The sequence below is a fragment of the Mycolicibacterium fluoranthenivorans genome (genome assembly GCF_011758805.1).
Taxonomy (GTDB): domain Bacteria; phylum Actinomycetota; class Actinomycetes; order Mycobacteriales; family Mycobacteriaceae; genus Mycobacterium; species Mycobacterium fluoranthenivorans.
The window spans coordinates 38,437-60,176 of record NZ_JAANOW010000006.1; the positions used below are offsets into that span (position 1 = coordinate 38,437).

Genomic DNA, 21,740 nt, shown 5'->3' on the forward strand with positions numbered 1-21,740 from the left:
CGGGCGGGGCTTGGCTTAGGCGGTCTGCTCGTCGCTGGTGCGCAGCTGGCTGCCGACATACATCGACACCGCTGCGACGAACGCCAGTACGCCGCCGCCGACGACGGCGGTCAGCATCCGCAGCTGGCGGCTGTGATCGGGGGTGGTCACGGCGACGGCCGGTGCCGAGGCGGGCGCGGCGGCGGTGCCGACACCGGGGATGGCCATCAGCTTGGCGGTGCGTGGCACGAACAGGGCGGGCGCCGGCAGACTGATGCCGGACCCGCCACCTGCGGCCATCGCGGACCGGGCGCCGACGACATGCAACCGGCGGTGCGCGCCGGCATTGGTCAGGGCGGCGCCGCGGGCAAACGCCAACGCCGCGTTCTGCGGAATGGTCACCTGGGTGGACAGCGTCGAATTGAGTTCTCCGGCAAGCATTCCTGTGAGCACGCCAGCGGAGCCGGCGGCGTACACCGCGACCTCATCGGCTTCGGCGGCACACTCGGCGCAGGCCCCGCGCACCGACAACGCCAATTGGCGGTGATCAGCGGCGTCCACCACGCGGCTACGCATCCGGCGCACACCGCCGGCGGCGTGCATGACGGCGATATAGGCCACCGGTGCCTGGGTGCCTTCGATCAGGCACGCGGCGGCGCAGCTCTCCCCGGCTGCCGAGGCCATCTGCTCGACGAAGGTCTCGGCGGCGTCACACCCTGTGATGGCAACGACATTCGGCAGCCCGACCTCGCCGAGTGCCTCTATCAGCAAATCGGCGTCCTCGGCGGCGTCGTCGGTCCACGTGACGGCGATTCGTTCGACGTGGTGCCCGTTGGCGGCGGCGACACCGTAGGTTCCGAGTACCGCGTTGACGATATGTTCTGTGACAGTGGCACTTTCGACTCCGCCACTGCGATCGACATCAAAGATGTCCTGATCGATGAGATCGCCGCCCCCGCCGGATCCCTCGACCAGAACCAAGCGAACGCTGTCGACCGTCAGCGCTATTCCAAGCACGACGTCCATTACCACTGATTCCCTGTCTCATGTGTCCGTAAGCGGGGTGCGTGACGTCGTTGTCAGCAAACGTTGTCAGCAAATCAACCGACGCACCAGAAGTGCGGTCCTCACTCCACGATAGCGGGCATGGCGGAGAGCGCCAGTTTCCTTACTGACCGCTTAAGGCGAGATAAGAAGACTGCCAAGGAAATACATGCCCGTGTCCCCCTAGGACGGCCGTAGGGGGGCCGGACTCCACAGTCCGCTGCGGGTCGCGGTACCCAGGTCGATGCGTGCCGCAACGGCATTGGCATAGAACGGCGTCAGTTGCTGCAGCGATCCCCAGTCGCGGAACCAGTCGTCCTTCAGGTACGTCGGTACAGGGTTGGCGCGCAGCAGCAATTCCGTGATGCCGAGCGGCCCGCCGCCGAGGTAATCCATCACGGGCGAGTTTGCCTCGGCGCCGAAACGATCCGGCAGGATGCGCCACTTGGGCACCTCGGTGACGCCGTACTGATGCCCGAACGGGCGCTGGCAGGGGAATGCCAGACCGACCAGCCAGTCGAGCAGCACCGGATCCGAGGAACCGACGACGTCCTGCAAACTCCGCAACGTCGGGATCCGGGGCGGGGTGACCGCGATCCAGTGTTGTGGTGCCAGATCGTCATCTGTGGCAACGAGGCGCACCTGGGTGGCCTCCGGCGGAATCGCCGACATGGGGGCACGCAGATTGCGCCACGCCGGTGCCGCGCCGACATCCGCGAAGCCGAGACTGCCGCCGGCGGTGCCCTTGGCGGCCTGCTCGTCGGTGGCCCACTGCACCACGACCTCGCCCGGATCGAACCGGCCCGCGGCGGCGACCACCAGCAGAGGGCCGCGCTCGCCGCGGGGCGGGAGCCGGTACCAGGAGGAGCGCAGCGCGGCCGGCTGCTGGGCGCCGGCGCGCCAGCTGCCCATCACCGGTGTGCGGGCCGGGTCGAGGTTGTAGGGCAGCCGCGCCCGCGATCCGTTCGCGCCGGCCGCGGCGGTGGTGCCGCCTTCGGTGCCGGGTTCACTGCCGGTGACGGGGCCGGTGTCGTTATCGGCGAAGTTCGTGCCGCCCGGTTGTTCCATCACCGGGTCGGCGGACACGTCGGCGGGGATCCCGCTCGGGCTGAAGTTCTGCGCGGTCACCCCGCCCAGCGCTTCGCCGACCGGCTTGTCGACAGGTACGAGCAGGCCGACGTTCGGATCCTGTTCGACCATCACGTCATCGGCCAGGCCGCAGGTCTTGCCGGTGAGGGCGTCCAGGTTCGACCGCCCCACCGACCATGCCGGGTACTGCTGGGTGACGCCCAGTGTCAGGGACAGCACCTCGAAGATCACCACCGCCCAGGCCGCCACGGCCAGCGGAGCTTGGGTGAACCGGGCCCATGGCCGGGGCCGGTCCCGGCCGGAGAAGTGCAGCCACGCCGCGACCAACAGGGTGAGCACGGACAGCCCGAGCAGCATGGTGGTGAAGCCGAAGTGCCACTCCGGGAACTGATTCGACCACGGCACGCCGAAGTTCGAGACGTACCACCAGCCGTTCACGGTGGCGAAGGACAGCGCCGTCATGAACAACACCACGGCGGTGAAGATCGTCCGGTTGCGTTTGGAGCGCATGGCGGTGGCGGTCACCGCGACCGCGGCGAGCGCGCCCAGCGAACCGGCCAATCCGGCGAACACGCCGAAATGGTGCGTCCACTTCGTCGGGGTGAACATCATCGCCAGGAACGAGATGATGGTGATACCGATGATGCGCCGCGCCGGTCCCATGGCGGTACCGGGAATCCTGCCCTTGCGCAAGGACATCGCTACCGAGATGACCAGTGCCAGAAGAAGAGTCAGCACGGCGAAGCGCCGGGCCACCGAGCCGTCCGGGCTGGTGGTGAACAACCGCTCGTACCTGATGTGCTCGTCGAACCAGCTCAGGCTGGGACCGACCAGGGACTTGAAGGTGCTGGCCTGGATCTCACCGGCCATCGTCTGGTCGCGGAAGATCAGCACGATCGTCACCGTGGCCGCGGCGGCGATCGGGGCCAGCAGGGCCCAGTGTCCGAAACGTGACGTGTGGGCAGCCACGATGGTTCGCAGCGGGCCGACCGCCACCAGCAGGGCGCCCACCGCGGCGATGCCGGTGGGGCCGGAGAACAGGGTCAGCGCGCCAATGATGATCGCGATGGCGACCGGCAGCAGCCGGCTGGTGGCTACCCCGCGTTCCACCGAACACCACGTCAGCAGGATGCCCAGGGCGATGATCGGTTCCGGCCGCAAGCCGTTGTTCAGCGGCAGCCAGAACGCCAGGAACATCGCCGCCGCCGTCCACGCGGCGGGCCGACTGTGCTTGACCGCGTGGCCGAGGCGGGGGATCACCTCGCGGCTGATCAGCCACCAGCAGGCCAGTGCCATCAGCAGGGTCGGCAGCCGCACCCAGACGCTGGCAGTGGAGACGTGCGTCCACAGCGCGAGCAGGTCGTAATACCAGCCGAACGGCGCCTCCGGGGTGCCGAACCAGCGGTAGTAGTTCGCCATGTAGCCGGCATGCTCGGAGACGCGGGCCATGGTGAGGATGTAGCCGTCGTCGGAGGTGTTGGCGCCGACGAAATGCCACCACACCAGGAGCGCGCCGACCAGGCCGTCCAGCGCGGTCAGCGACCACCAGCGCTGCGGCAGGAACCGCCGGGTGGGTCTGCCGTCGGCGATGTCGAGGCGGTGCAGTGCGATCAGGGAGATCGACGTCAGGGCCACCGCCATGATCATCGCCAGCATCTTCACCCAGGTCGGGGAGCTGCTGTAGCGGGAGTCGATGGTGGCCGAGAACGTCAGCCCCGGCGGGGCGGGGCCGGACAGGTCGGTGAAGACGCCCACGATCTGCGGCCGGAAGTCATAGCCGCCCCGTTCGCCGCGCAGCGGTGCGCCCGGCTTGGCCGATCCTTCCTCGTCGGGTTCCTTTCGCAGGCCCACGAACTCTCCGGTGACCTTGTCGGCATGCGCGGTGAAGGTGATCCGCTCGCAGGCCGGGCTGAGGACCTGGGTCAGCGGTGCGCTGACGACGGGCGTGTTGCGCACGATCATCAGCAGCTCGTCGCCGACCCGCTCGATGAGCAAGCCGCGGTCGACCGCCTTGGGTGCCTGCTTGGGCACCGTCGACAGCAGGATGTTCCGGCTGCCGGTCAGGCCTTCGGCGGCGCTGCAGGGGATCGAGATGTTCAGGTCGGTGGCGACGTACCCGATCAGCGGGGCGTCGACGCTGGTGAGCGTGCCGTTCTGGGGCCAATTGAGCTGCGCGGTGGTCTGGGTGACGGGCAGAAAGGGTGTCGCCACCGCGAGCACGGTGCCCAGCAAGCCCGCAACGATGGCCACCAGCCGCGTAGATCGGTGGTTGGTCACGGATGGTGATGCTAACGGCACGGTCCCTGCGGCCATCACCGTCGGATCGCCAGCGTGAACGGTCCGGCCGTCGAGACGTCCCAGCGTGGATCGTCGAACAGGGCCGAATTCAGCTCGACCTGGTAGCGCTTGACGTTGGGCTGATTCGGGTAGACATCGGCCGCCAGCCGCAGGGTGTAGCTGTCCGGACCGCCGTGGCGCATCAGGAACACCGTGGGCGGTGTCCAGGGCAGTTGGTCGAGCGCACCGATCAACTGATCCGGCTTGGTGAACAACGCCCAGCTCTCGATAGCCGCCGAACGCTCCTTGAACTGTGCCAGCGGATTCGCGTAGTGCGATGTGAGGCCCTGGAACCCGTAGTAGGGGTAGTACGACAGGAAGCTGTAGTCGGCGGTCAGCACCACGGTGTCGTGCGGGGGCCGGCCGGTGACCTGCTGGATGCGCGCGTCGATCTGGCGGTAGTACTGCTCGGAGCCGGGCGGCCGACGGTCGGCGCGCTGGCCGTAGCCGTCGGTGTCGGTGTAGGCGACATTGATGTCCGAGCGCAGCACATCCGGAACATCCTGGGTGAAGGTGATCGCGCCGATCGCGCCGATGGTTGCGGCGATGGCCACCACGTGCCGGCCGGGATGCTGGTAGCGCGCGGCGGCCGCCTGGGTCACCGCGATGAACCCGAACGCGCCCGCCGCGGCGAGCAGCACGCTCAGGGTGGGTTGCAGCCGGAACGACAACAGTGTGGTGCCCACCAGGGTGGTGAGCATCGACAGCAGTGACCATGCGTACACCGCGAGCACCGCGATGGTCAGTGCTGGGGCTGCATTCTCGTCGCGCAAGCGCTCATCGCCGGCCCGCGTCGAGCTGCGGGCGTACATCACCAGCCACACGGTGCCGAGCAGGCACAACGCCCCCAGCAGGGTGGTCTGGAACATCGGGAATGTCAGGACGGCAGCATCATTGGGTAGATAGTGCTGCGCGGTGCCCTTGTCGGCGGGCGTGCCTTTGGCGGCCGCCAGCAGGTACGGCGCCCAGCCGACGAGGGCGATCGCGCCGGAGATGACGGCGATGACCGCCAAGCGCAGCAGAGGTTCGAGGGTGCGCCTGGAGATGGCCAGCAACAGCGCCATCAACGTGACGGTGAACGCGGCGTAACCCAGCAGCAGGGCGTAGCTGAGCGCCGCGGCGCCCAGCACGACCCCGACGCCGAGGACAGCGCCCCATCCGCCGTTTCTGCTACGGCCACCCAGTCCATTCCCCGGGTCGCTTCGCTCCAGCCCGCCGAGTCCGCTCCACGCCAGCACGAACGCGGGCGGCAACAGCACGGTGATGACGGCGGCGTAGGGCTCGGTGGAGGTGTAGGCGAGCGTGACGACAGCGGTGGCGGTGGTGACCACCAGCGCCGCCTCGAACCGGATCATCGCTTTCCACAGCACGAACGCGACCGCGATCGCGGCGGTGATGGAGAGGATCGACCACGGCTTGTACATCTCCCAGGCCGGGGTGCCGGTGAGGGCGGCCAGGCGGCCGCCGATCCAGAACCAGCCGGGCGGGTAGAACGGCGGCAGCCCCTGGTAGGTCATGTCGTGCAGGGCCGGGCTGTCGGCCAGCCGGGTCAGGTATTCGGTGCGGAACTGCTGATCGACCGAGATGCCGAAGAGGTACAGCTTGGTGGCCCCCAGCGGCATCGCCAGGGTGACCACCGATAGCGCCGAGAGCATGAACACGGCCGTGATCCGCGCCAGCACCCGTCGGCCCCGCCGCCACAGCAGCCCGGCGCCGAAGATCCCGGCCAGGCTGATGACCTGGCCCACGGTGGTCAGGGCGTGCAGCTGGTTCGACGAGTTGTACGCGGGCCATTCGACGCGTCTGATCGCGATGAGGGCGACACCCGTCACCGCGGCCGACAGGATGACCGCGACCACCATCTGGCCGATCACCCGGGCCGGGCCGGCCAGCATGCTGGGTTTCATTTCCCGGGTCGCTTCGCTCCTGCCCTCCGGAACATCAGAAAGGCAGCTTGCGGAAGATCGGGCGCGGGATATGGCGCAGCACCGACATCAGCACGCGCACCTGCCCCGGTGCCCACACCAGGTCCTTACCCTTGGCTGCCGAGGTCACCGCGAGGTCGGCGACGTATTCCTTGTCGACCGTGAACGGGGCCTCCTTGGCGCCGGTGGCCTTCCAGTGCTCGAGCGTGGTGGTGGTGCGCACCTGTCCGGGCCGGATCACCAACACGTGAACACCGAACTCGCGCAGGGCTTCTCCCAGTCCCAGGTAGAAGCCGTCCAATCCGGCCTTGGTGGAGCCGTACACGAAGTTGGAGCGGCGCACCCGCTCGCCGGCCACCGACGACATGGCGATGATCTGCCCGAAGCCCTGTGCACGCATCTTCTCGCCGATCAGCACACCCACCGACACCGCGGCGACATAGTTGATCTGGGCGGTCAGCACGGCCTTTGCCTGGTTCTGCCACAGCTCCTCGGCATCGCCAAGCACCCCGAAAGCGACCACCGCGACGTCGACATCGCCTTGGGCCCAAGCTGATTCGATCACCGCGGGATGTGATGCGGTGTCCAGGGCATCGAAGTCGAGGTACTCGACCGACTTGGCCCCGGCGGCCTTCAGCTGCGCGATCGCGGCGTCGCGCTTCGGGGCGTTCGGCAGATCGGCCAGGATGATCCGGGCCTTCGCATTGCGCAGGTAGCGCTCGGCGATGGCCAGGGCGATCTCGGACGTTCCGCCCAGCAGCAGAACGGTCTGCGGGTTACCGGTGGCGTCGATCATGTTCGCGGGGTGTGCCTTTCTACAGCAGTTCGAGACGGCGGGCCATATCGGAGGCGAAGACGCCCTGCGGATCTGCCTTGCGGCGCACGGCGATCCATTCGTCGACCCGGGGATACATCTTGTGGAAGTTCTCCGCGCTGACCCGGGAGTCCTTGGCGGTGTAGACGCGGCCGCCGAATTCCATGACGCGACTGTCGAGTTCGTTGAGGAATTCGTTGACGCCGGGTTTGTTGGGGAAGTCCATGGCCACGTTCCAGCCGGCCATCGGGAAGCTCAGCGGCGCCTTGTTACCGGGGCCGAACAGCTTGAACACGTTCAGTGCCGAGTAATGGCCCTGGGTCTGGATCCACCGGATGATCGCCTTGAAATCGTCCAGGGCGTTCGGCGGCACCAGGAACTGGTGCTGGGCGAAACCTGCTGGGCCATAGGCTTTTTGCCATCCAGTGGTGATGTCCAGCATATGGTAGAACTGCGTCAGGTTGACGATCTTGTTCTGGTAGTTGCCGCTCACCCGGTAGAACGCCTCGCCGACCATGCTCAGCGTGAACTTGTTCATCACACTGACCGGGAACAGGTTCGGTACCGCGGGCAGCTTCGGCGCGGTGAACTGCAGCGGGTTCGTGGCCAGCTTGGGCGGCAGTTGATCCAGCTTGGCCAGACTGCCGCGGCTGACCGCCGCGCGGCCGAGCTTCGGCGGCGGGTTGATCAGGTCGAACCACGCGCTGGAGTAGGTGTAGTTGTCCTCGCTGCCGTCCTGGTGCACCGCCACGGTCTCGTCGAGGTCCGCCGTGGCGATCCCGTCGGCGATGAAATAGGCCGTCTCGGTCCTGGTCATCGCGATGCGCGCACGGATGACGATGCCGGTCAGGCCGTTTCCGCCGATGGTGGCCCAGAACAGCGACCCGTCCTCGTCGCCGGGGCTGCCGGTGGGGGTCAGCGTGTGCACCTCACCGTCGGCCATCAACAGGTCGAGGGACAGCACGTGGTTGCCGAAGCTGCCCGCGCTGTGATGGTTCTTGCCGTGGATGTCCGAGCCGATGGCGCCACCGACCGTGACCTGCCGGGTACCCGGCAGCACCGGTACCCACAGGCCGAACGGCAGGGCGGCCTTCATCAGCTGATCCAGGCTCACCCCGGCGTCCACATCGGCGATCGCGGTCTCGGCGGACAGCGAGTGGATGCGGTTCACCCGCGTCATGTCGACGACGATGCCGCCGCCGTTGCAGGAGTGGTCGCCATAGGACCGGCCCAGGCCTCGGGCCACGATCCCGCGGCGCAGGTGGGACGGACTGGCGGACGAGGCGTCAGCCACCTGCCGCACGGCGGCGGCGATCACCTCGATGTCGGGGGTGGTCAGCACCTGCGCCACACTGGGCGCGGTCTGGCCGAACCCGGTGAGGGATCGCCGCGTGAGGGGGAGTTCGGTAGACATATCAGTGCCAGACGATACCGGTCCGGGCTACCGGGGCGGATTTACCTCAACCGGAATATCACCGCGCGCTGCACCGCGAAGTTGATGACGGTGGCGGTGCCCTGTGCGATGACGAATGCCACCGGGACCTGCCACGGCTGGCCGGCGAACTTCATGTAGAAGAGGTAGTTGATACCGACCTGCACCGCGTAGGTCAGCGCGTACAGGGCGATCACCGCGATGAATCGCGCCGTGCTCGGCGGGGCCTGGAAGGTCCACCGGCGGTTGATCAGGTACGCCGTGGTGGTGCCGGCGATGAAGCTCAGCGTCTTGGCCACGTTGACCTGCAGTCCCAGCTTGAGGAACAGCACGTAGAGCCCGAAGTCGACACAGGCCGACAGCCCACCGGTGACCAGGAATCGCCAGGCTTGGGTGAGCAGGCTCAAAGGTGCGCCGCCCTGGACGGATCCGTCGGCTGTCTCGGCCACCCGGGCAGCTTAGCGGCAGGACCCGGGGTCGCCCGCCCACGCCGGCGCAGGCGGTGCACCATGGTGAGGTGACGGATCTGCTCGAGGCCTGGCGCGCCGTGCTGACGCGCCACACCGCGTCACCGGATGTGGGGGCCGTGGGGGAGGCGCTGCTGGCACGGTGGACCGAACCGCACCGCCGCTACCACGATCTGTCGCATCTGCGCGGAGTGCTCGCGGCCATCGACGAACTGACCAGCGGAGTCGACGCCGCAGATGTCGACATGGACGCCGTGCGAGTGGCCGCCTGGTACCACGACGCCGTGTACGCCGGTCAGCCCGATGACGAGGAGAACAGCGCGCTGCTGGCCGAAACGGATCTCACCGCGCTGGGGGCGGCGCCGGAGTTCGTGGCGGAGGTGGCCCGGTTGGTGCGGATGACCGTCGAACATGATCCCGCACCCCAGGACCGTAACGGGCAGGTGCTCTCCGATGCCGACCTGGCCGTGCTGGGCCTTCCCCCGGCGGATTACCGGCGCAACACCGCCAAGGTGCGCGCCGAGTACGGCCACGTCGCCGACGGGGACTTTCGGGCCGCGCGGGTACGCGTCATCGGTTCGCTGCTGTCGGCGCCGTCCCTGTATCGCACCGAGCGGGGCCGCCGGCTGTGGGAGGACGCCGCACGGGCCAACATGTCCGCCGAACTGCGTGCGCTCAGCGACTGATCCCGGCGAGTACCCCGCACAGCGCCGCGACCGCGGACCCAAAGGCATGCTCGGCCGGTGTGCCGAAACTGACCACCACGCCGTCGCGCTCGGGGGTGCCCGGCCCGGCGCCGGGATGGCGCAGCATCGCCAGCCCGGACAGCGCGATACCGGCTTCCCCGGCGCGACGCACCACCTCGGCCTCGGTGCCCTCGGGCAGGGTGAGCAACAGATGCAGCCCGGCGGACACCCCGCTGACGCCCACACCCAGTGGTTCCAGCGCGGCCACCAGGCGGTCCCGGCGGCGCCGGTACATCAGCCGCATCCGCCGAATGTGTTTGTCGTAGCTGCCATGTGCGATGAAGTCGGCCATCGTCAGGGTGCTGAGCCCGTTGACATAGAACTGGTCACCGCCCATCGCCGCGAGCACGGCGTCAAGCAGATCGCCGGGGACCACCATCCAGCCCAGCCGCAGCACGGGGGCCAGGCTCTTGCTGGTGGAGCCGAGGTAGATCACCCGGTCGGGATCGCGGCCCTGTACGGCGCCGATCGGCTGACGGTCGTAGCGGAATTCCCCGTCGTAGTCGTCCTCCACGAGGTAGCCACCGGTGCGGTGTGCCCAGTCCAGTGCCGCGGTGCGCCGGGCCGGGTGCAACGGCACCCCGTGCGGGAAGTGGTGCGCCGGGGTCAGCAGTGCGGCTCGGGCGTCACCCGGCAGCGTGTCGACGACCGCACCGTGCTCGTCGACGTCGATCGGTATGGTCGAGATGCCCTGTGCGGCAAGGGCGTCACGGAACAGGAACAGGCCGTAGGCTTCGACGGCGAACGGTCCACCGAGGGCGCGCGCGAGGATCTCGACCGCATGCCGGGTCCCGGCGCAGATGACGATCTCGTCCGGGGTGGTGCGTACGCCGCGCACCCGGGCGAGGTATTCGGCCAGGGCCGTGCGCAATTCGATGCGCCCGCGTGGATCGCCCATCCGCAGAGCATCATTGGGGGCGGTCGCCATCATCCGGCGGGTGGACGCCAGCCAGGCGGCGCGGGGGAACTCCGCGACATCGGGTGAGCCGGGCATCAGATTGTGCAACGGGGTGCCGGGTGCGCCGCGCGGCCGGGTGGGCAGGGGAGTGGCGGCCCCGGTGTTGACCACCCAGGTGCCGGCGCCCTGCCGGGAGGCCAGCCAGCCCTCGGCCACCAGTTCGGCATAGGTGTCGGCGACGGTGTTCCGGGCCAGGCCCAAGTCGGCGGCCAGGGTGCGCGACGGTGGCAGCATCGTGCCCGCGGACAGTCGGCCGGAGCGCACGGCGTCGCGCAGTGCGCTCAGCAGCAGTTCCCGTGCCCCGCGCGCGCCCGGTGTGATGACCTCGCGCAGGTCCAGGTGTAGGTCTCTCGATCCCGGATCGGCCGGTTCGGAATTGGCCCATGAACTCACTATCGGATTGAACCATGTCGGTGGGTCTTTGCGGACCTAGCGTGGACGGCATGACACAGACACTCGAACACCCCACCGCCATCGACCGCGTGCAGATCTACAAGGTCTCCCCTGAGCTCTACGACGCCATGATGAAACTGTCCGGCGCATCTGCCAAGGATGTCGACCCGACCATCGGCGAGCTCATCAAGATCCGCGCCAGCCAGCTCAACCATTGCGCATTCTGCCTGGACATGCACGTCGCCGACGCGCGCAAACAGGGCGAGACCGAGCAGCGGCTGGCGCTCGTCGCGGCGTGGGAAGAGGCGGGCAACCTGTTCACCGAACGGGAGCGCGCCGCCCTCGAACTGACCGAGGCGATCACCGAACTGCACCACGGCCACGTGTCCGACGAGGTGTACGCGAAGGCCGCCGCCGTCTTCAGCGAGAAGGAACTCGCCCAGGTCATCGCGATGGCTGTCACCATCAACGCGTGGAACCGGTTCAACGTCGCGACCCGGCTGAAGGCGCCGCGCCGCTGAGCACCCGGACCGCCCGTGCAGGGGTGCACCGGAAAGCAGTCAGCTCCCCGGCGGTGCCGAGGAGCTGAGCCGGTGCGGGCACGACTGGCCCACACCCGGAGGTGGCTGTGGGGGTCAGGCGATCGCGTCGCGAATGGCCTGGCGCGCCGTTGAGACGCGGGCTTCGACGGCGTCACGAGCGGCCACCGCGGTGGCGTTGAACTCGCTCCACTCCTGGTCGATGGCGTCGCGCACATCGCCGCCCTTGCTGGCGACGGTGGCGACGCTGAAGGCGCCGTCGACGGCAGCGACCGCCAGGGAGCCCTGGGCGCGGACCAGTGAGCCCGCCACCTCGGCAGCGCCGGTGATGACGGCGTTGGGCAGGGTCGACTGCTGGCTGACGTAATGGCCGACGGCGGTGCGGATCCGGGTGCCCGCCTCGCTCACGGCGATCTGCACGGCGTCGCCGGTCTCGCCGAACGCGGCGGGCAGGGTGGCGCCGTCGCGAACGGCGGCGATCACCTTGGCCGGGGCTTCGACCAGGGCCGCGGTGGCGTCGGTGGTGGCCGTGACCAGCTCGCCGGACAGGCTGTGTCCGGCGGCGAGCTGACGCTCCAGGGTCTCGCGCACCTCCAGCACGCGGCGCTTTGCCGTGGCCTCGGCCTCGAATGCGGCCGCCTCGGCCTGGTTGAGCACTGGCACGATCTCGGCTTCGACGAAGCTCTCCGGGGCGGGTGTGGTGGTTTCGCCGTTGATGACGTCGGTCATGGCAACTCCTGGGAATCTGGAAAAGTCAGATGTGGGATGACCACCATTCAACGCGGCGCAGCCGAATCGTCGATTGCGCCAAGGTGAACTCCTAGGACTACACCCAGTACGGCACGCGGGCCCGGTACTGGCGCATGGCGATGGCCGCCATCATCCAGCCCAGCACGGTGAACACCAACACCACGATCCAGTGCCGTAGTTCCTGGTCGGCGCCCAGCAGCGGCGCCCGGACGATGTCGACGTAATGCAGCAGCGGATTGAACTCGATGATCTTGGCCCAGCCGCCGGCGCCCTGGTCGCGCAGTGTCTGGTCGTTCCAGATGATCGGCGTCATGTAGAACAACAACTGCACCAGACTGAAGAGCAGCGGGCTGATATCGCGGTACCGGGTGGCCAGGATGCCGAAACACAATGCCACCCATACGCAATTGGCCACCAGCAGCGCCAGGGCCGGGATGAATGTCAGGTCGGTCCACTTCCACGGCTGCGGGAAGATGATCGCGATGATCACGAAGATGATGATGTTGTGTGCGAACAGCAGGACTTGGCGCCACACCAGTCGGTAGACATGCACGCTCAGCGGGGTGGGCAGCTGTTTGATCAGACCCTCGTTGGCCACGAACACGTCGGCGCCCTCGATGATCGCGGCGTTGATCATGTTCCAGATGATCAGGCCGAGCGTCACATAGGGCAGATGCTCGGCCAGCTTCAGGTGGAACAACTGTGAGTACAACCCGCCCAATGCGACGGCCATGGTGCCGGTGGCGATGGTGATCCAGAACGGGCCGAGCACGCTGCGCCGGTAGCGCTGCTTGATGTCCTGCCAGCCCAGGTGCAGCCACAGCTCCCGCTTGCCGAAGCCGACCACCAGATCGGACCAGGCGCGGCTGAAGGTCTTGGATTGTGCCGCCGCATCGGTGAATGTCATCGGTTGCCTCTCCCGTCGCTTCCCTCGCCGGCTTTTCCCCCGTCGCTTCGCTCGCCTAGGTTCTCGAACCGTCCGAACCTCTCCTGCCGGCCCAACCGCCGCAGTCGCCACCACTCCCGCAGTCCCGCCGGGTCGCGCCGGGTCACCAGGAAATACCAGCCGAACCGCACCCACTCCTGCGGGATCAGCCGCCGCTGGCCGCGCTGGGACTGCACGTAGCCGCGGTTGCGGTAGGTGTAGAAGCGTTTGACGTCGTTGTCCGGGTACTGGGTGTGCATGCGCCCGCCGAGGATCGGCTTGAACTCGTCGGTGCCATACGGATGCAGGTACTTCGCCGCCAGGCACGTGCCGAACGCCAGGCCGGACAGGGCCAGCCGCCGGTGCAGGTCCACCTCGTCGCCCCGGATGAACAGCCGAAGGTCAGGTACCCCAACGGTTTCCACGGCCGCCGCGGAGAACAGTGCGCCGTTGAACAGCGAGGCGATACCGGGCAGCAGATCACCGGGACCTTCACGCAACTCCGAGACCCGCCGTCGCCACACCAGCCCGCGGCGCAGCGGGAAGGCCAGTCGTTCCGGTGCGTCCATATCGCACACCATGGGGGACACCTCGTCCAGGGAATGCGTTGCTGCACAGTCGAGTAGCGTGCCGAGTACAGAGGGGTCGGCCGGCCTGCCGTCATCGTCGGCGAGCCAGATCCAGTCCGCGCCCAGGGTCAGTGCGTGCAGCATGCCGAGGGCGAAACCGCCTGCACCGCCCAGGTTTCGGTGCGAACCCAGATACGTCGCCGGCATCGGCTGGCGCTCGACCACCGCGCGGACGCGGTCGTCGGCGTCGTTGTCGACGACGATCAGATGATCCGGCGCGCGGTCCTGGCCGCACACCGCGGCCAGGGACGTGGCCAAGGTGTCGACCCGGCGGTGCGTGACGACCACGGCGACAACACGCTCTTCGCGCGAGCGCTCATCGGCCACACGCTCTTCGCGCGAGCGCTCATCGGCCACACGCTCAGCCATCGGCGCGGGCATTCTCCTCGAGCACCTCACGCACATGCCGCGCGGCGTCCGGACCCTCGTAGGCGCCGACGACCTCTTCGATACCGCCGGTCATCTTGATGGTGCCGTGGTCCACCCACATCGCGGTGTCGCACAGCTGGGCCAGGAATTCGTTGGAATGGCTGGCAAAAACCAGGATTCCGGAGCGCGCCACCAGATCTTGGAGGCGTTTGCGCGCCTTGTGCATGAACTCGGCATCCACCGCGCCGATACCCTCGTCCAGCAACAGGATCTCGGGGTCGATGCTGGTGACCACACCCATCGCCAGCCGCACCCGCATACCGGTCGAGTAGGTGCGCAGCGGCATGGACAGGTAGTCGCCCAGCTCGGTGAACTCCGCGATCTCATCGACCTTGGCCATCATCTGCTTGCGCGTCTGACCCAGGAACAACCCGCGGATGATGATGTTCTCGAAACCCGAGATCTCCGGATCCATGCCGACGCCGAGGTCGAATACCGGCGCCACGCGCCCGGTGACGGTCGCCGAGCCGCGCGTCGGTTCGTAGATCCCCGACAGCAGCCGCAGCAGCGTGGACTTGCCCGCACCGTTGTGCCCGACCAACCCCACCCGATCGCCCATCTTCAGCGACAGCGTGATGTCCCGCAGGGCCTCGATGACCACGACATTGGATTCGTTGCGCCCGATCGCGCCACCGGCCTTGCCGAGGAACGCCTTCTTCAGCGAGCGCGACTTGGCGTCGAAGATCGGGAACTCGACCCACGCGTTGCGGGTCTCGATATGCGGATTGCTCATGCGATGAGGGCTACAGGTACTGCCCGGTGCCGGGGTGTCCGGGACCGCGCTGCTGGCCGGCCATTCCCGGCGGTAGCTGACGCATCTGCTCGAGCTGGGCCCGCGCGGCCATCTGCTGGGCGAACAGGGCGGTCTGGATGCCGTGGAACAGCCCCTCAAGCCAGCCGACCAGCTGGGCCTGTGCGATGCGCAGTTCGGCGTCCGAGGGCACCGAGTCGTCGGTGAACGGCAGCGTCAGCCGCTCCAGCTCCTCGCGAAGTTCGGGGGCAAGACCGTCCTCGAGCTCACGGATGCTGCTCTTGTGGATCTGCAGCAGCTTGGTGCGGCTGGCATCGTCGAGAGGTGCGGCGCGTACCTCTTCGAGAAGCTGCTTGATCATGGTGCCGATCCGCATGACCTTGGCGGGCTGCTCGATGAGGTCGGTCAGGGACTTGTCGTCCTCAGCGGTACCTGTGCTCGGGTCGCCCGCCAGGATCTCGATGTTGTCGTCGTCGGGATTGATCGTCATGGCCTTCCTGATACCCGTCCTCACCCGTTGGTCGGTGTCGATGGGGTGTCACCGCGCCACTCGTAGATGCGGGACTCCCCGTTGTCGTAGATCTTGGCCCACGACTTCGACTTGTCCAGTGACACTAGTCCGTCGGGCATCACGAACCCGCGCACGACCGGGGTGCTGGTCAGCACGTAGCGGATATTGAGCGCGTGCACGGCCTCGGCCACCCGCGGGTCGTGATCGGCGTCATCGGCGTAGGCCCAGAAGATGAACCGGTGGTAGCCGGGCCCCTGCTGCTGGGGATAGTCGTAGTGCGTCCACAGCGGATGCAGCCCCGCCACGGCGTACATCCAGGCGGTGCCGTCGGTGTTGGCATCCCCGATCATGGTGTCGCGCGCCCCCGGCAGCGCGGCCAGGTACGACATGGCCTCGAGATCCTTGTCGTCGATGATCACGTGGTCGTACTTGTCGCCGATCAGGAAGCGATGCCGCGGGAAGTAGTGCCAGGCACTGGTGAGTGCGACGGCGACCAGTACCGCGGCGGTCACCCCGTGCCACACCCGGGGTGTGCCGCGGTGGGCGAACCGGCGAACGGCGGCCACCGCCAGGGCGACCACGGTGTACAACCCGATGCCGGCCGCGGCGGTGAGCAGCATCGTCACCACGGCCGAAAGCCGGCGCGGGTCGCTGTAGAACAGGTCGCTGAACCGCCCGGTGAGGGTGCCGATGATGCCGCCGAACGGGGCCGACGAATGCACGATCGACACCACCAGCAGGCACCAGACCGCGAGCGGCCACCAGATCCGGCGGTACACCAGGATCCCGGCGCCGATGGCCGCGGCCAGGACGAGGAACCACTGGATCGGGAAGTCGTTGAGGTGGCGGGTGTGCTGCACGACGGCGTCGATGAGGCCGCGCTTCTTGCCCTCGTGGGTGACGAACGCGTGCCCGACGATGATCTCGGCCTGCTGCAGCACTCCGACGAACTGGGGAAGAAGCAGAACCAGTGCGGGCAGGCCGACGGCCAGCAGGGTGAGGAAATCGGCCAGCCGGCCGCGCACGGGGCGCAGCAGGCCGTCGAACAACCACCACGCGGCGACCAACAGCACGGCCACCACGCCACCGGTGATGTGGACGGAGAACACACCGATCACGGCGATGATCGCCAGCGGGATCCGGTCGCGGCGCCGCAGCGCCGAGATGGTCAGTGCCGCCGTGGGTACGGCCACGCCGTATGCGGCCAGATTGGGCATGGACGCGGTGTCGAATTCGACGTAGGGGACCGCGGTGAAGGATGCCGACAGAGCGGCCGCGGTGGCCGCGCACCCGGCGGTGCGCCATTGCCCAATCCCCGGGTCGCTACGCTCCTGCCCGCCGAACGTGGTCGTTCGGCGCAGTATCAGCCAGGTGAGACTGGCCGCGCTGACCGGGAACAGCCAGATCGAGGCGACGAGCGAGTTGATCGTGTACGCGGTGGTCGCCGCGGCGCCGCTGACCTGGCTGTAGATCGCGGCGAGCGCATGGAAGGTGGACGGGTAGTACAGCGCGTCGTGGGTCTCGACGTTACGCAGTTCCCCCATATGCGTCGGTGAGGCCTGGCCGGTGTCGAGGATCCAGCGGATGGTGTTGGCGTGCCAGACGGAGTCCCAGTTGCTGGGAATCGACTGCCAGTTCGGGAGTCCGCGCACCGCGGCGAACCAGATGAGCAGGGCGCCCAACACCACCCCGGCCGCCACCACCAGTGCAGGTCCGCGCTCTGCGGCGCGTTCCTCGGCGTCTCGGTCACCGAATCGGATGAGGAGCCGGCGCAAACCGAAAGTGATGCCGATCACAAGAATCAGGGCCACCAGGGCCGTCCAGACCATCCAGGGGATACCGACGGCGCCCATCGGCACGATGGCCAGTGCCACAACGCCATACGTCACCACGGGACCCACCGCCACGGCAGTCGGCCAGGTCAGGCCCGCCGTTCGTCCGACGATTGCTCCCGGGCACACCAGCAAAAGCAGGGCAATCAGCACCCCGAACGACAAGCCCACTGCACTAGTATGGCTGCCGAAGTGATCCGGCCCAGGACCCCGGCCCAAGACGCCGTGGTGCTCCCGGGCACTTACCGCAACTGTGTCTGTCTGCACGAATTGCAGACGCTCTAAGGTGGCTTGCATGGCTTATGACGTCGCTCGGGTGCGCGGATTGCACCCGTCACTTGGCGACGGCTGGGTGCATTTCGACGCACCGGACGGGATGCTGCTGCCCGACTCCGTGTCCACCACGGTGTCGACGGCCTTCCGTGGCTCCATGCCGATCGCATCCGGCCCGCATCCCTCCGCGCGACGCAGTGCCACTGTGCTGGCCGCCGCCCGCCAGGCCATCGCGGATCTGGTCGGGGCGAGTCCGGACGGGGTGGTGCTGGGTGCCGACCGGTCCGTGCTGTTGACCCTGTTGTCGGATGCGGCCTCGTCCCGGGTGGGGCTGGGGTACGAGGTGGTGCTGACGCGCCTGGATGACGAGGCGAACATCTCGCCGTGGTTGCGCGCGGCGAACCGGTATGGCGCCAAGGTCAAATGGGCCGAGGTCGATGTCGAGACCGGTGAGCTGCCCGGATGGCAGTGGGAGAACCTGATCACCAAGCCGACCCGGTTGGTGGCCATCACGTCGGCGTCCTCGACGCTGGGCACCCTCACCGACCTGGAACCGGTCACCAAGCTGGTGCACGCCAACAACGGGCTGGTCATCGTCGACCACTCCGCGGCGGCACCGTACCGGCTGATCGACATCGACGATATCGATGCCGACGTCCTGGCCCTGAACGCCGTCGCCTGGGGCGGACCGCCGATCGGCGCGTTGGTGTTCCGCGATCCGTCGGTGATCGACATGTTCAGCTCGGTGTCGCTGGATCCACACGCCACGGGCCCGGCTCGGCTGGAGATGGGCAACCATCAGTTCGGGTTGCTCGCCGGAGTGGTGGCCAGCATCGAATACCTGGCCTCGCTCGACGAGGCCGCGCAGGGCACCAGGCGCGAAAGACTCGGGGTGTCGATGGAGTCCGCGGCGGCCTACATGGACCGGCTGTTCGGCTACCTGCTGGCGTCGTTGCGCTCACTGCCGCTGGTGATGGTGCTGGGCAGCCCGGCCGAGCGCATCCCGGTGCTCAGCTTCGCGGTGCAGGGCGTGCCCGCGGAGCGGGTGCTGCAGCGACTCGCCGACAATGGCGTGCTGGCGTCGATCGATCCGAACTCGCGCGTGCTCGACCTCATCGGGGTGAGCGATGTCGGTGGTGCGGTCACCGTCGGATTGGCCCCGTACACGACGACGGCCGAGGTCGACCAGTTGGTCCGGGCGCTCGCCTCCCTAGGTTAAGACACCCGCAGCAACACCTTGCCGTGCACCTCGCCGGCGGCCAGTAGCGCATGGGCCCGTGCGGCCTCTTCGATCGGCAGCTCGGCGCCGATGATCGGCTTGACCTTGCCCGCGCCGATCAACGGCCACACGTTGGCGACCACCGCATCGACGATCGCGCCCTTGCCGTCGGGCCCGTCGAGCGGCCGGGACCGCAGCGCGGTCGCGATCACCCCGGCTCGCTTGCTCAGCAGCTTGCCGAGGTTGAGCTCGGCCTTGATCCCGCCCTGCATGCCGATGACGATGAGCCGGCCGCCGTCGGCGAGGGCGTCGATGTTCCGGTCCAGGTACTTCGCCCCCATGATGTCGAGGATCACCTCGGCTCCACCCGCGGCGCGCACCCGCTCGACAAAATCCTCCTCGCGGTAGTTGATGGTGATGTCGGCCCCGAGGTCCGCGCACACCGCCAGCTTCTCCGCGGAGCCGGCGGTCACGGCGACATGGCTGCCCAATGCGTGGGCAACCTGGATGGCATGCGTGCCGATACCGCTGGCGCCGCCGTGCACGAGCAGAAGCCGGCCCGGATCGAGATGGGCCGTCATCATCAGATTCGACCAGACTGTGCACGCCACCTCCGGAAGTGCGGCGGCCTCGTGCAGCCCGACGCCGTCGGGAACCGGCATCACCTGCTCGACCGGAACCGCCACGTACTCGGCATAGCCGCCGCCGGCCAGCAACGCGCATACCGGTTGCCCGACGGACCACTCGGTGACTTCGCTGCCCACTTCGGCGATCGTCCCGGACACCTCGAGCCCGAGTGTGTCGCTGGCGCCGGGAGGGGGCGGGTAGTTACCGGAAGCCTGCAGAAGATCGGCTCGATTCACGCCGGCGGCGGCCACGCGGATCACAACTTGACGGGTGTGAGCTGCGACGTCGGGAACTACTTGCATTGTCATACGTTCGGTTGAAACTGCAACGATGGCGCGCATTCGGACAACGTTACTTGTACCGAGAGCCTTACGATGACGCGATGGAGGGCACAATCGCCGGGCGGACAGCCAGCACGATGCCGGGTCTGGATATCGCTGAGCAGAGATCCTGGCAAAACTTCCTGGACTCCGCGCTCCGGCTTTACGCGACGTTGAATCGTTCCCTGGTGGACGCGCATCGGCTGACGCTCAACGACGTGCGTCTGCTCGACATCCTGGACCGTTCGACGACAGGTTCCGCGCGGATGGGCGACCTGGCGGAGAACCTGATGTCACTGCCCAGCAGGGTCACCCGGCAGATCCACCGTCTGGAGAAGCTCAAACTGGTCCAGCGGGTGGCCAGCCCGGAAGACGGCCGAGGGGTGCTCGCCACGATCACCGACGACGGGCGGGCGCTGCTCAAGGAAGCGTTGGAAACCTACGGTGACGGGGTGCGCACGCACTACCTGGGCCGGCTGTCGCGGCCGCAGATGGCTGCGGTGGGGGAGAACTGCCGCCGGATCAGCGCCGGCCTGCAGTCGGATGCGCCGCCCGCGAGGCTCGGCCGGGTCTAGACCCTTTACGCTTATCGGCGGTGGCGTGGCAGAGCGGCCTAATGCACTCGCCTTGAAAGCGAGAGTCGGCTAACACCGACCGGGGGTTCAAATCCCTCCGCCACCGCCACACTCTGCGGATCTCCGGGCTCATCGCCGAATAATGTAACGCGCGTCAATTAGTAGGGGATAATCGCGGCATGCCCAAGAAGTTTGCAGCGACCCTGCTCAGTATTGCCGCCCTGTCCGCAGTGCCCGCGGCGGTCGCCCCCATGGCCCAAGCCGATGTGTGCGGCGACGTCGGAGGCCGGCACGTCAGCGTCGGTGGCTGCACCCCGGGCATCGCCGGTGACGCCGTTGGTGCCGCCGTGGCCGTGGGAACGGCCGACGCGGTGGCGGGCGATTGGGCCCGCTACGGTTTCCCGGAGGGTTACGCGTACTCGCTGGTTCCCTCGTTCCCGGGAGAGGCGCCCTGCATCTCCCCGACGGGCCTGCAGTACTACACCCCCGGTAACGAGCCCTGCTACCTGCCTTAGTCGAAGTTCCCGGTCAGGTCGCGAACGCGTAGACATTCGATGAATGTGGCGGCGCCGATACGGGTGGGGAAGTGGTGGGCGAAAAGATCTGATCGACAACAGGATTCCGTCGTCTGTCAGAGCTTGCCTGTCCGTTCATCACAGCGCTCTGGCGTCTGCCTGTCCTGAGCGGTCTACCCGACCGCCTCGTGTGCTGCGGTGGACTCCTGGCGCCGCAGGGTGTCGGCGTAGCGGATCCATTCGGACAGGGACATCTCGGAGAGTCCGAGCGCCCGGGACGTGACAAGGCGGACGTTCTCATTGCGCATGTGCAGAAGCCAGGTGAGTTCCTTGTCGACCTTCTGGAAGTACCGGTCATCGGTGAAGTAGTCGACGCTGATTCGGAAGAATTGAGCGATCGACTCCATGATTTCAGCGGACGGATTTGTGCGTTGACCAGTGCGTAGTTGCGACAGATAGGGCGCCGAGATCCTTATTCCCTCACCGCGCAATTCCTTGACCACTTCATGAGAAGTGTGAGGGCCGCGCCCGGGTGGGTAGACGGCCTCAAACAGTTTGTTGAGACGGGCGGCGAAAGTTGTATTCATACCGTCCTGCCAACCTCCACGTCGCATGTGATGGCGGCCGTTCGGTGCGAACGACCGGGCTTCGGCTCCGCGCC

General features: G+C 67.6%; 20 protein-coding genes and 1 tRNA gene. 6 read left to right on the forward strand and 15 right to left on the reverse strand.

From position 1 onward, the window contains the following. Positions 1-15 precede the first annotated feature (15 nt). From FHU31_RS31035 to FHU31_RS31060, 6 genes are all read right to left on the reverse strand, one after another. Positions 16-1,005, reverse strand: a complete 990-nt coding sequence (locus FHU31_RS31035) for a DUF7159 family protein (protein WP_167165278.1) — start codon at positions 1,003-1,005, stop codon at positions 16-18. A gap of 201 nt (positions 1,006-1,206) precedes the next feature. Further along, positions 1,207-4,425: an arabinosyltransferase domain-containing protein gene (locus FHU31_RS31040; protein ID WP_167165280.1), complete on the reverse strand. Its 3,219-nt coding sequence runs from the start codon at positions 4,423-4,425 to the stop codon at positions 1,207-1,209. Further along, entirely contained in the window at positions 4,425-6,356 is a 1,932-nt protein-coding gene (locus FHU31_RS31045; protein ID WP_167165282.1) for a galactan 5-O-arabinofuranosyltransferase, read from the reverse strand. Before FHU31_RS31045 ends, FHU31_RS31040 begins: the two co-directional genes overlap by 1 nt. A 34-nt stretch (positions 6,357-6,390) precedes the next feature. Beyond that, positions 6,391-7,170, reverse strand: a complete 780-nt coding sequence (locus FHU31_RS31050; protein ID WP_167165284.1) for a decaprenylphospho-beta-D-erythro-pentofuranosid-2-ulose 2-reductase — start codon at positions 7,168-7,170, stop codon at positions 6,391-6,393. 19 nt (positions 7,171-7,189) lie between these two features. Then, positions 7,190-8,602 (reverse strand): decaprenylphosphoryl-beta-D-ribose oxidase, encoded by a 1,413-nt coding sequence (locus tag FHU31_RS31055; protein WP_167165286.1) that lies wholly within the window; start codon positions 8,600-8,602, stop codon positions 7,190-7,192. 41 nt (positions 8,603-8,643) lie between these two features. Next, positions 8,644-9,069 (reverse strand): GtrA family protein, encoded by a 426-nt coding sequence (locus FHU31_RS31060; RefSeq protein WP_090361882.1) that lies wholly within the window; start codon positions 9,067-9,069, stop codon positions 8,644-8,646. 68 nt (positions 9,070-9,137) lie between these two features. On the opposite strand from FHU31_RS31060, the gene FHU31_RS31065 reads away from it, so the two are divergent. Continuing rightward, on the forward strand, positions 9,138-9,773 hold the full coding sequence (locus tag FHU31_RS31065) for an HD domain-containing protein (protein WP_167165288.1): 636 nt from the start codon (positions 9,138-9,140) through the stop codon (positions 9,771-9,773). On the opposite strand, the gene pdxR is transcribed toward FHU31_RS31065, so the two are convergent. Next, entirely contained in the window at positions 9,763-11,184 is a 1,422-nt protein-coding gene (pdxR, locus tag FHU31_RS31070) for a MocR-like pyridoxine biosynthesis transcription factor PdxR (RefSeq protein ID WP_167165290.1), read from the reverse strand. The genes FHU31_RS31065 and pdxR overlap by 11 nt on opposite strands. 50 nt (positions 11,185-11,234) lie before the next feature. Between pdxR and FHU31_RS31075 the strand changes: the two genes are divergently transcribed. Beyond that, positions 11,235-11,705, forward strand: coding sequence for a carboxymuconolactone decarboxylase family protein (locus tag FHU31_RS31075; protein ID WP_167165292.1), 471 nt, complete (start codon positions 11,235-11,237; stop codon positions 11,703-11,705). Between the two features lie 114 nt (positions 11,706-11,819). Here FHU31_RS31075 and FHU31_RS31080 read toward each other — a convergent pair whose 3' ends face one another. From FHU31_RS31080 to FHU31_RS31105, 6 genes are all read right to left on the reverse strand, one after another. After that, a complete protein-coding gene (locus FHU31_RS31080; protein ID WP_167165294.1) occupies positions 11,820-12,452 on the reverse strand; it encodes a hypothetical protein in 633 nt (210 codons plus the stop codon). A 97-nt stretch (positions 12,453-12,549) separates the two neighbouring features. Next, entirely contained in the window at positions 12,550-13,380 is an 831-nt protein-coding gene (wzm, locus tag FHU31_RS31085; RefSeq protein ID WP_167165296.1) for a galactan export ABC transporter permease subunit Wzm/RfbD, read from the reverse strand. After that, positions 13,377-14,396: a galactofuranosyltransferase GlfT1 gene (gene glfT1 / locus FHU31_RS31090; protein WP_167165298.1), complete on the reverse strand. Its 1,020-nt coding sequence runs from the start codon at positions 14,394-14,396 to the stop codon at positions 13,377-13,379. The genes wzm and glfT1 overlap by 4 nt, the downstream gene beginning before the upstream one ends. After that, positions 14,389-15,189 carry a galactan export ABC transporter ATP-binding subunit Wzt/RfbE gene (gene wzt / locus FHU31_RS31095; RefSeq protein WP_167165300.1) on the reverse strand — a complete coding sequence of 267 codons (801 nt, stop codon included), beginning with the start codon at positions 15,187-15,189 and terminating at the stop codon, positions 14,389-14,391. Before wzt ends, glfT1 begins: the two co-directional genes overlap by 8 nt. 10 nt (positions 15,190-15,199) lie before the next feature. Next, a complete protein-coding gene (locus FHU31_RS31100; protein ID WP_090361865.1) occupies positions 15,200-15,697 on the reverse strand; it encodes a bacterial proteasome activator family protein in 498 nt (165 codons plus the stop codon). Positions 15,698-15,717: 20 nt separating this feature from the next. Continuing rightward, a complete protein-coding gene (locus FHU31_RS31105; protein ID WP_167165302.1) occupies positions 15,718-17,721 on the reverse strand; it encodes a DUF6541 family protein in 2,004 nt (667 codons plus the stop codon). 124 nt (positions 17,722-17,845) lie between these two features. Here FHU31_RS31105 and FHU31_RS31110 point away from each other — a divergent pair, with 124 nt between their 5' ends. Continuing rightward, on the forward strand, positions 17,846-19,042 hold the full coding sequence (locus FHU31_RS31110) for a cysteine desulfurase-like protein (protein ID WP_090361858.1): 1,197 nt from the start codon (positions 17,846-17,848) through the stop codon (positions 19,040-19,042). Here FHU31_RS31110 and FHU31_RS31115 read toward each other — a convergent pair. Then, positions 19,039-20,010, reverse strand: coding sequence for an NAD(P)H-quinone oxidoreductase (locus FHU31_RS31115; protein WP_167165304.1), 972 nt, complete (start codon positions 20,008-20,010; stop codon positions 19,039-19,041). The two genes, FHU31_RS31110 and FHU31_RS31115, sit on opposite strands and share 4 nt — an antisense overlap. Positions 20,011-20,051: 41 nt before the next feature. Between FHU31_RS31115 and FHU31_RS31120 the strand changes: the two genes are divergently transcribed. From FHU31_RS31120 to FHU31_RS31130, 3 genes are all read left to right on the forward strand, one after another. Then, a complete protein-coding gene (locus FHU31_RS31120; RefSeq protein ID WP_167165306.1) occupies positions 20,052-20,564 on the forward strand; it encodes a MarR family winged helix-turn-helix transcriptional regulator in 513 nt (170 codons plus the stop codon). A 19-nt stretch (positions 20,565-20,583) separates the two neighbouring features. Beyond that, positions 20,584-20,673 (forward strand) — tRNA-Ser (locus FHU31_RS31125). Between the two features lie 70 nt (positions 20,674-20,743). Continuing rightward, positions 20,744-21,079, forward strand: coding sequence for a hypothetical protein (locus tag FHU31_RS31130; protein WP_167165308.1), 336 nt, complete (start codon positions 20,744-20,746; stop codon positions 21,077-21,079). Positions 21,080-21,252: 173 nt separating this feature from the next. Here FHU31_RS31130 and FHU31_RS31135 read toward each other — a convergent pair whose 3' ends face one another. Continuing rightward, entirely contained in the window at positions 21,253-21,666 is a 414-nt protein-coding gene (locus FHU31_RS31135; protein WP_167165336.1) for a helix-turn-helix domain-containing protein, read from the reverse strand. Positions 21,667-21,740: the final 74 nt, after the last annotated feature.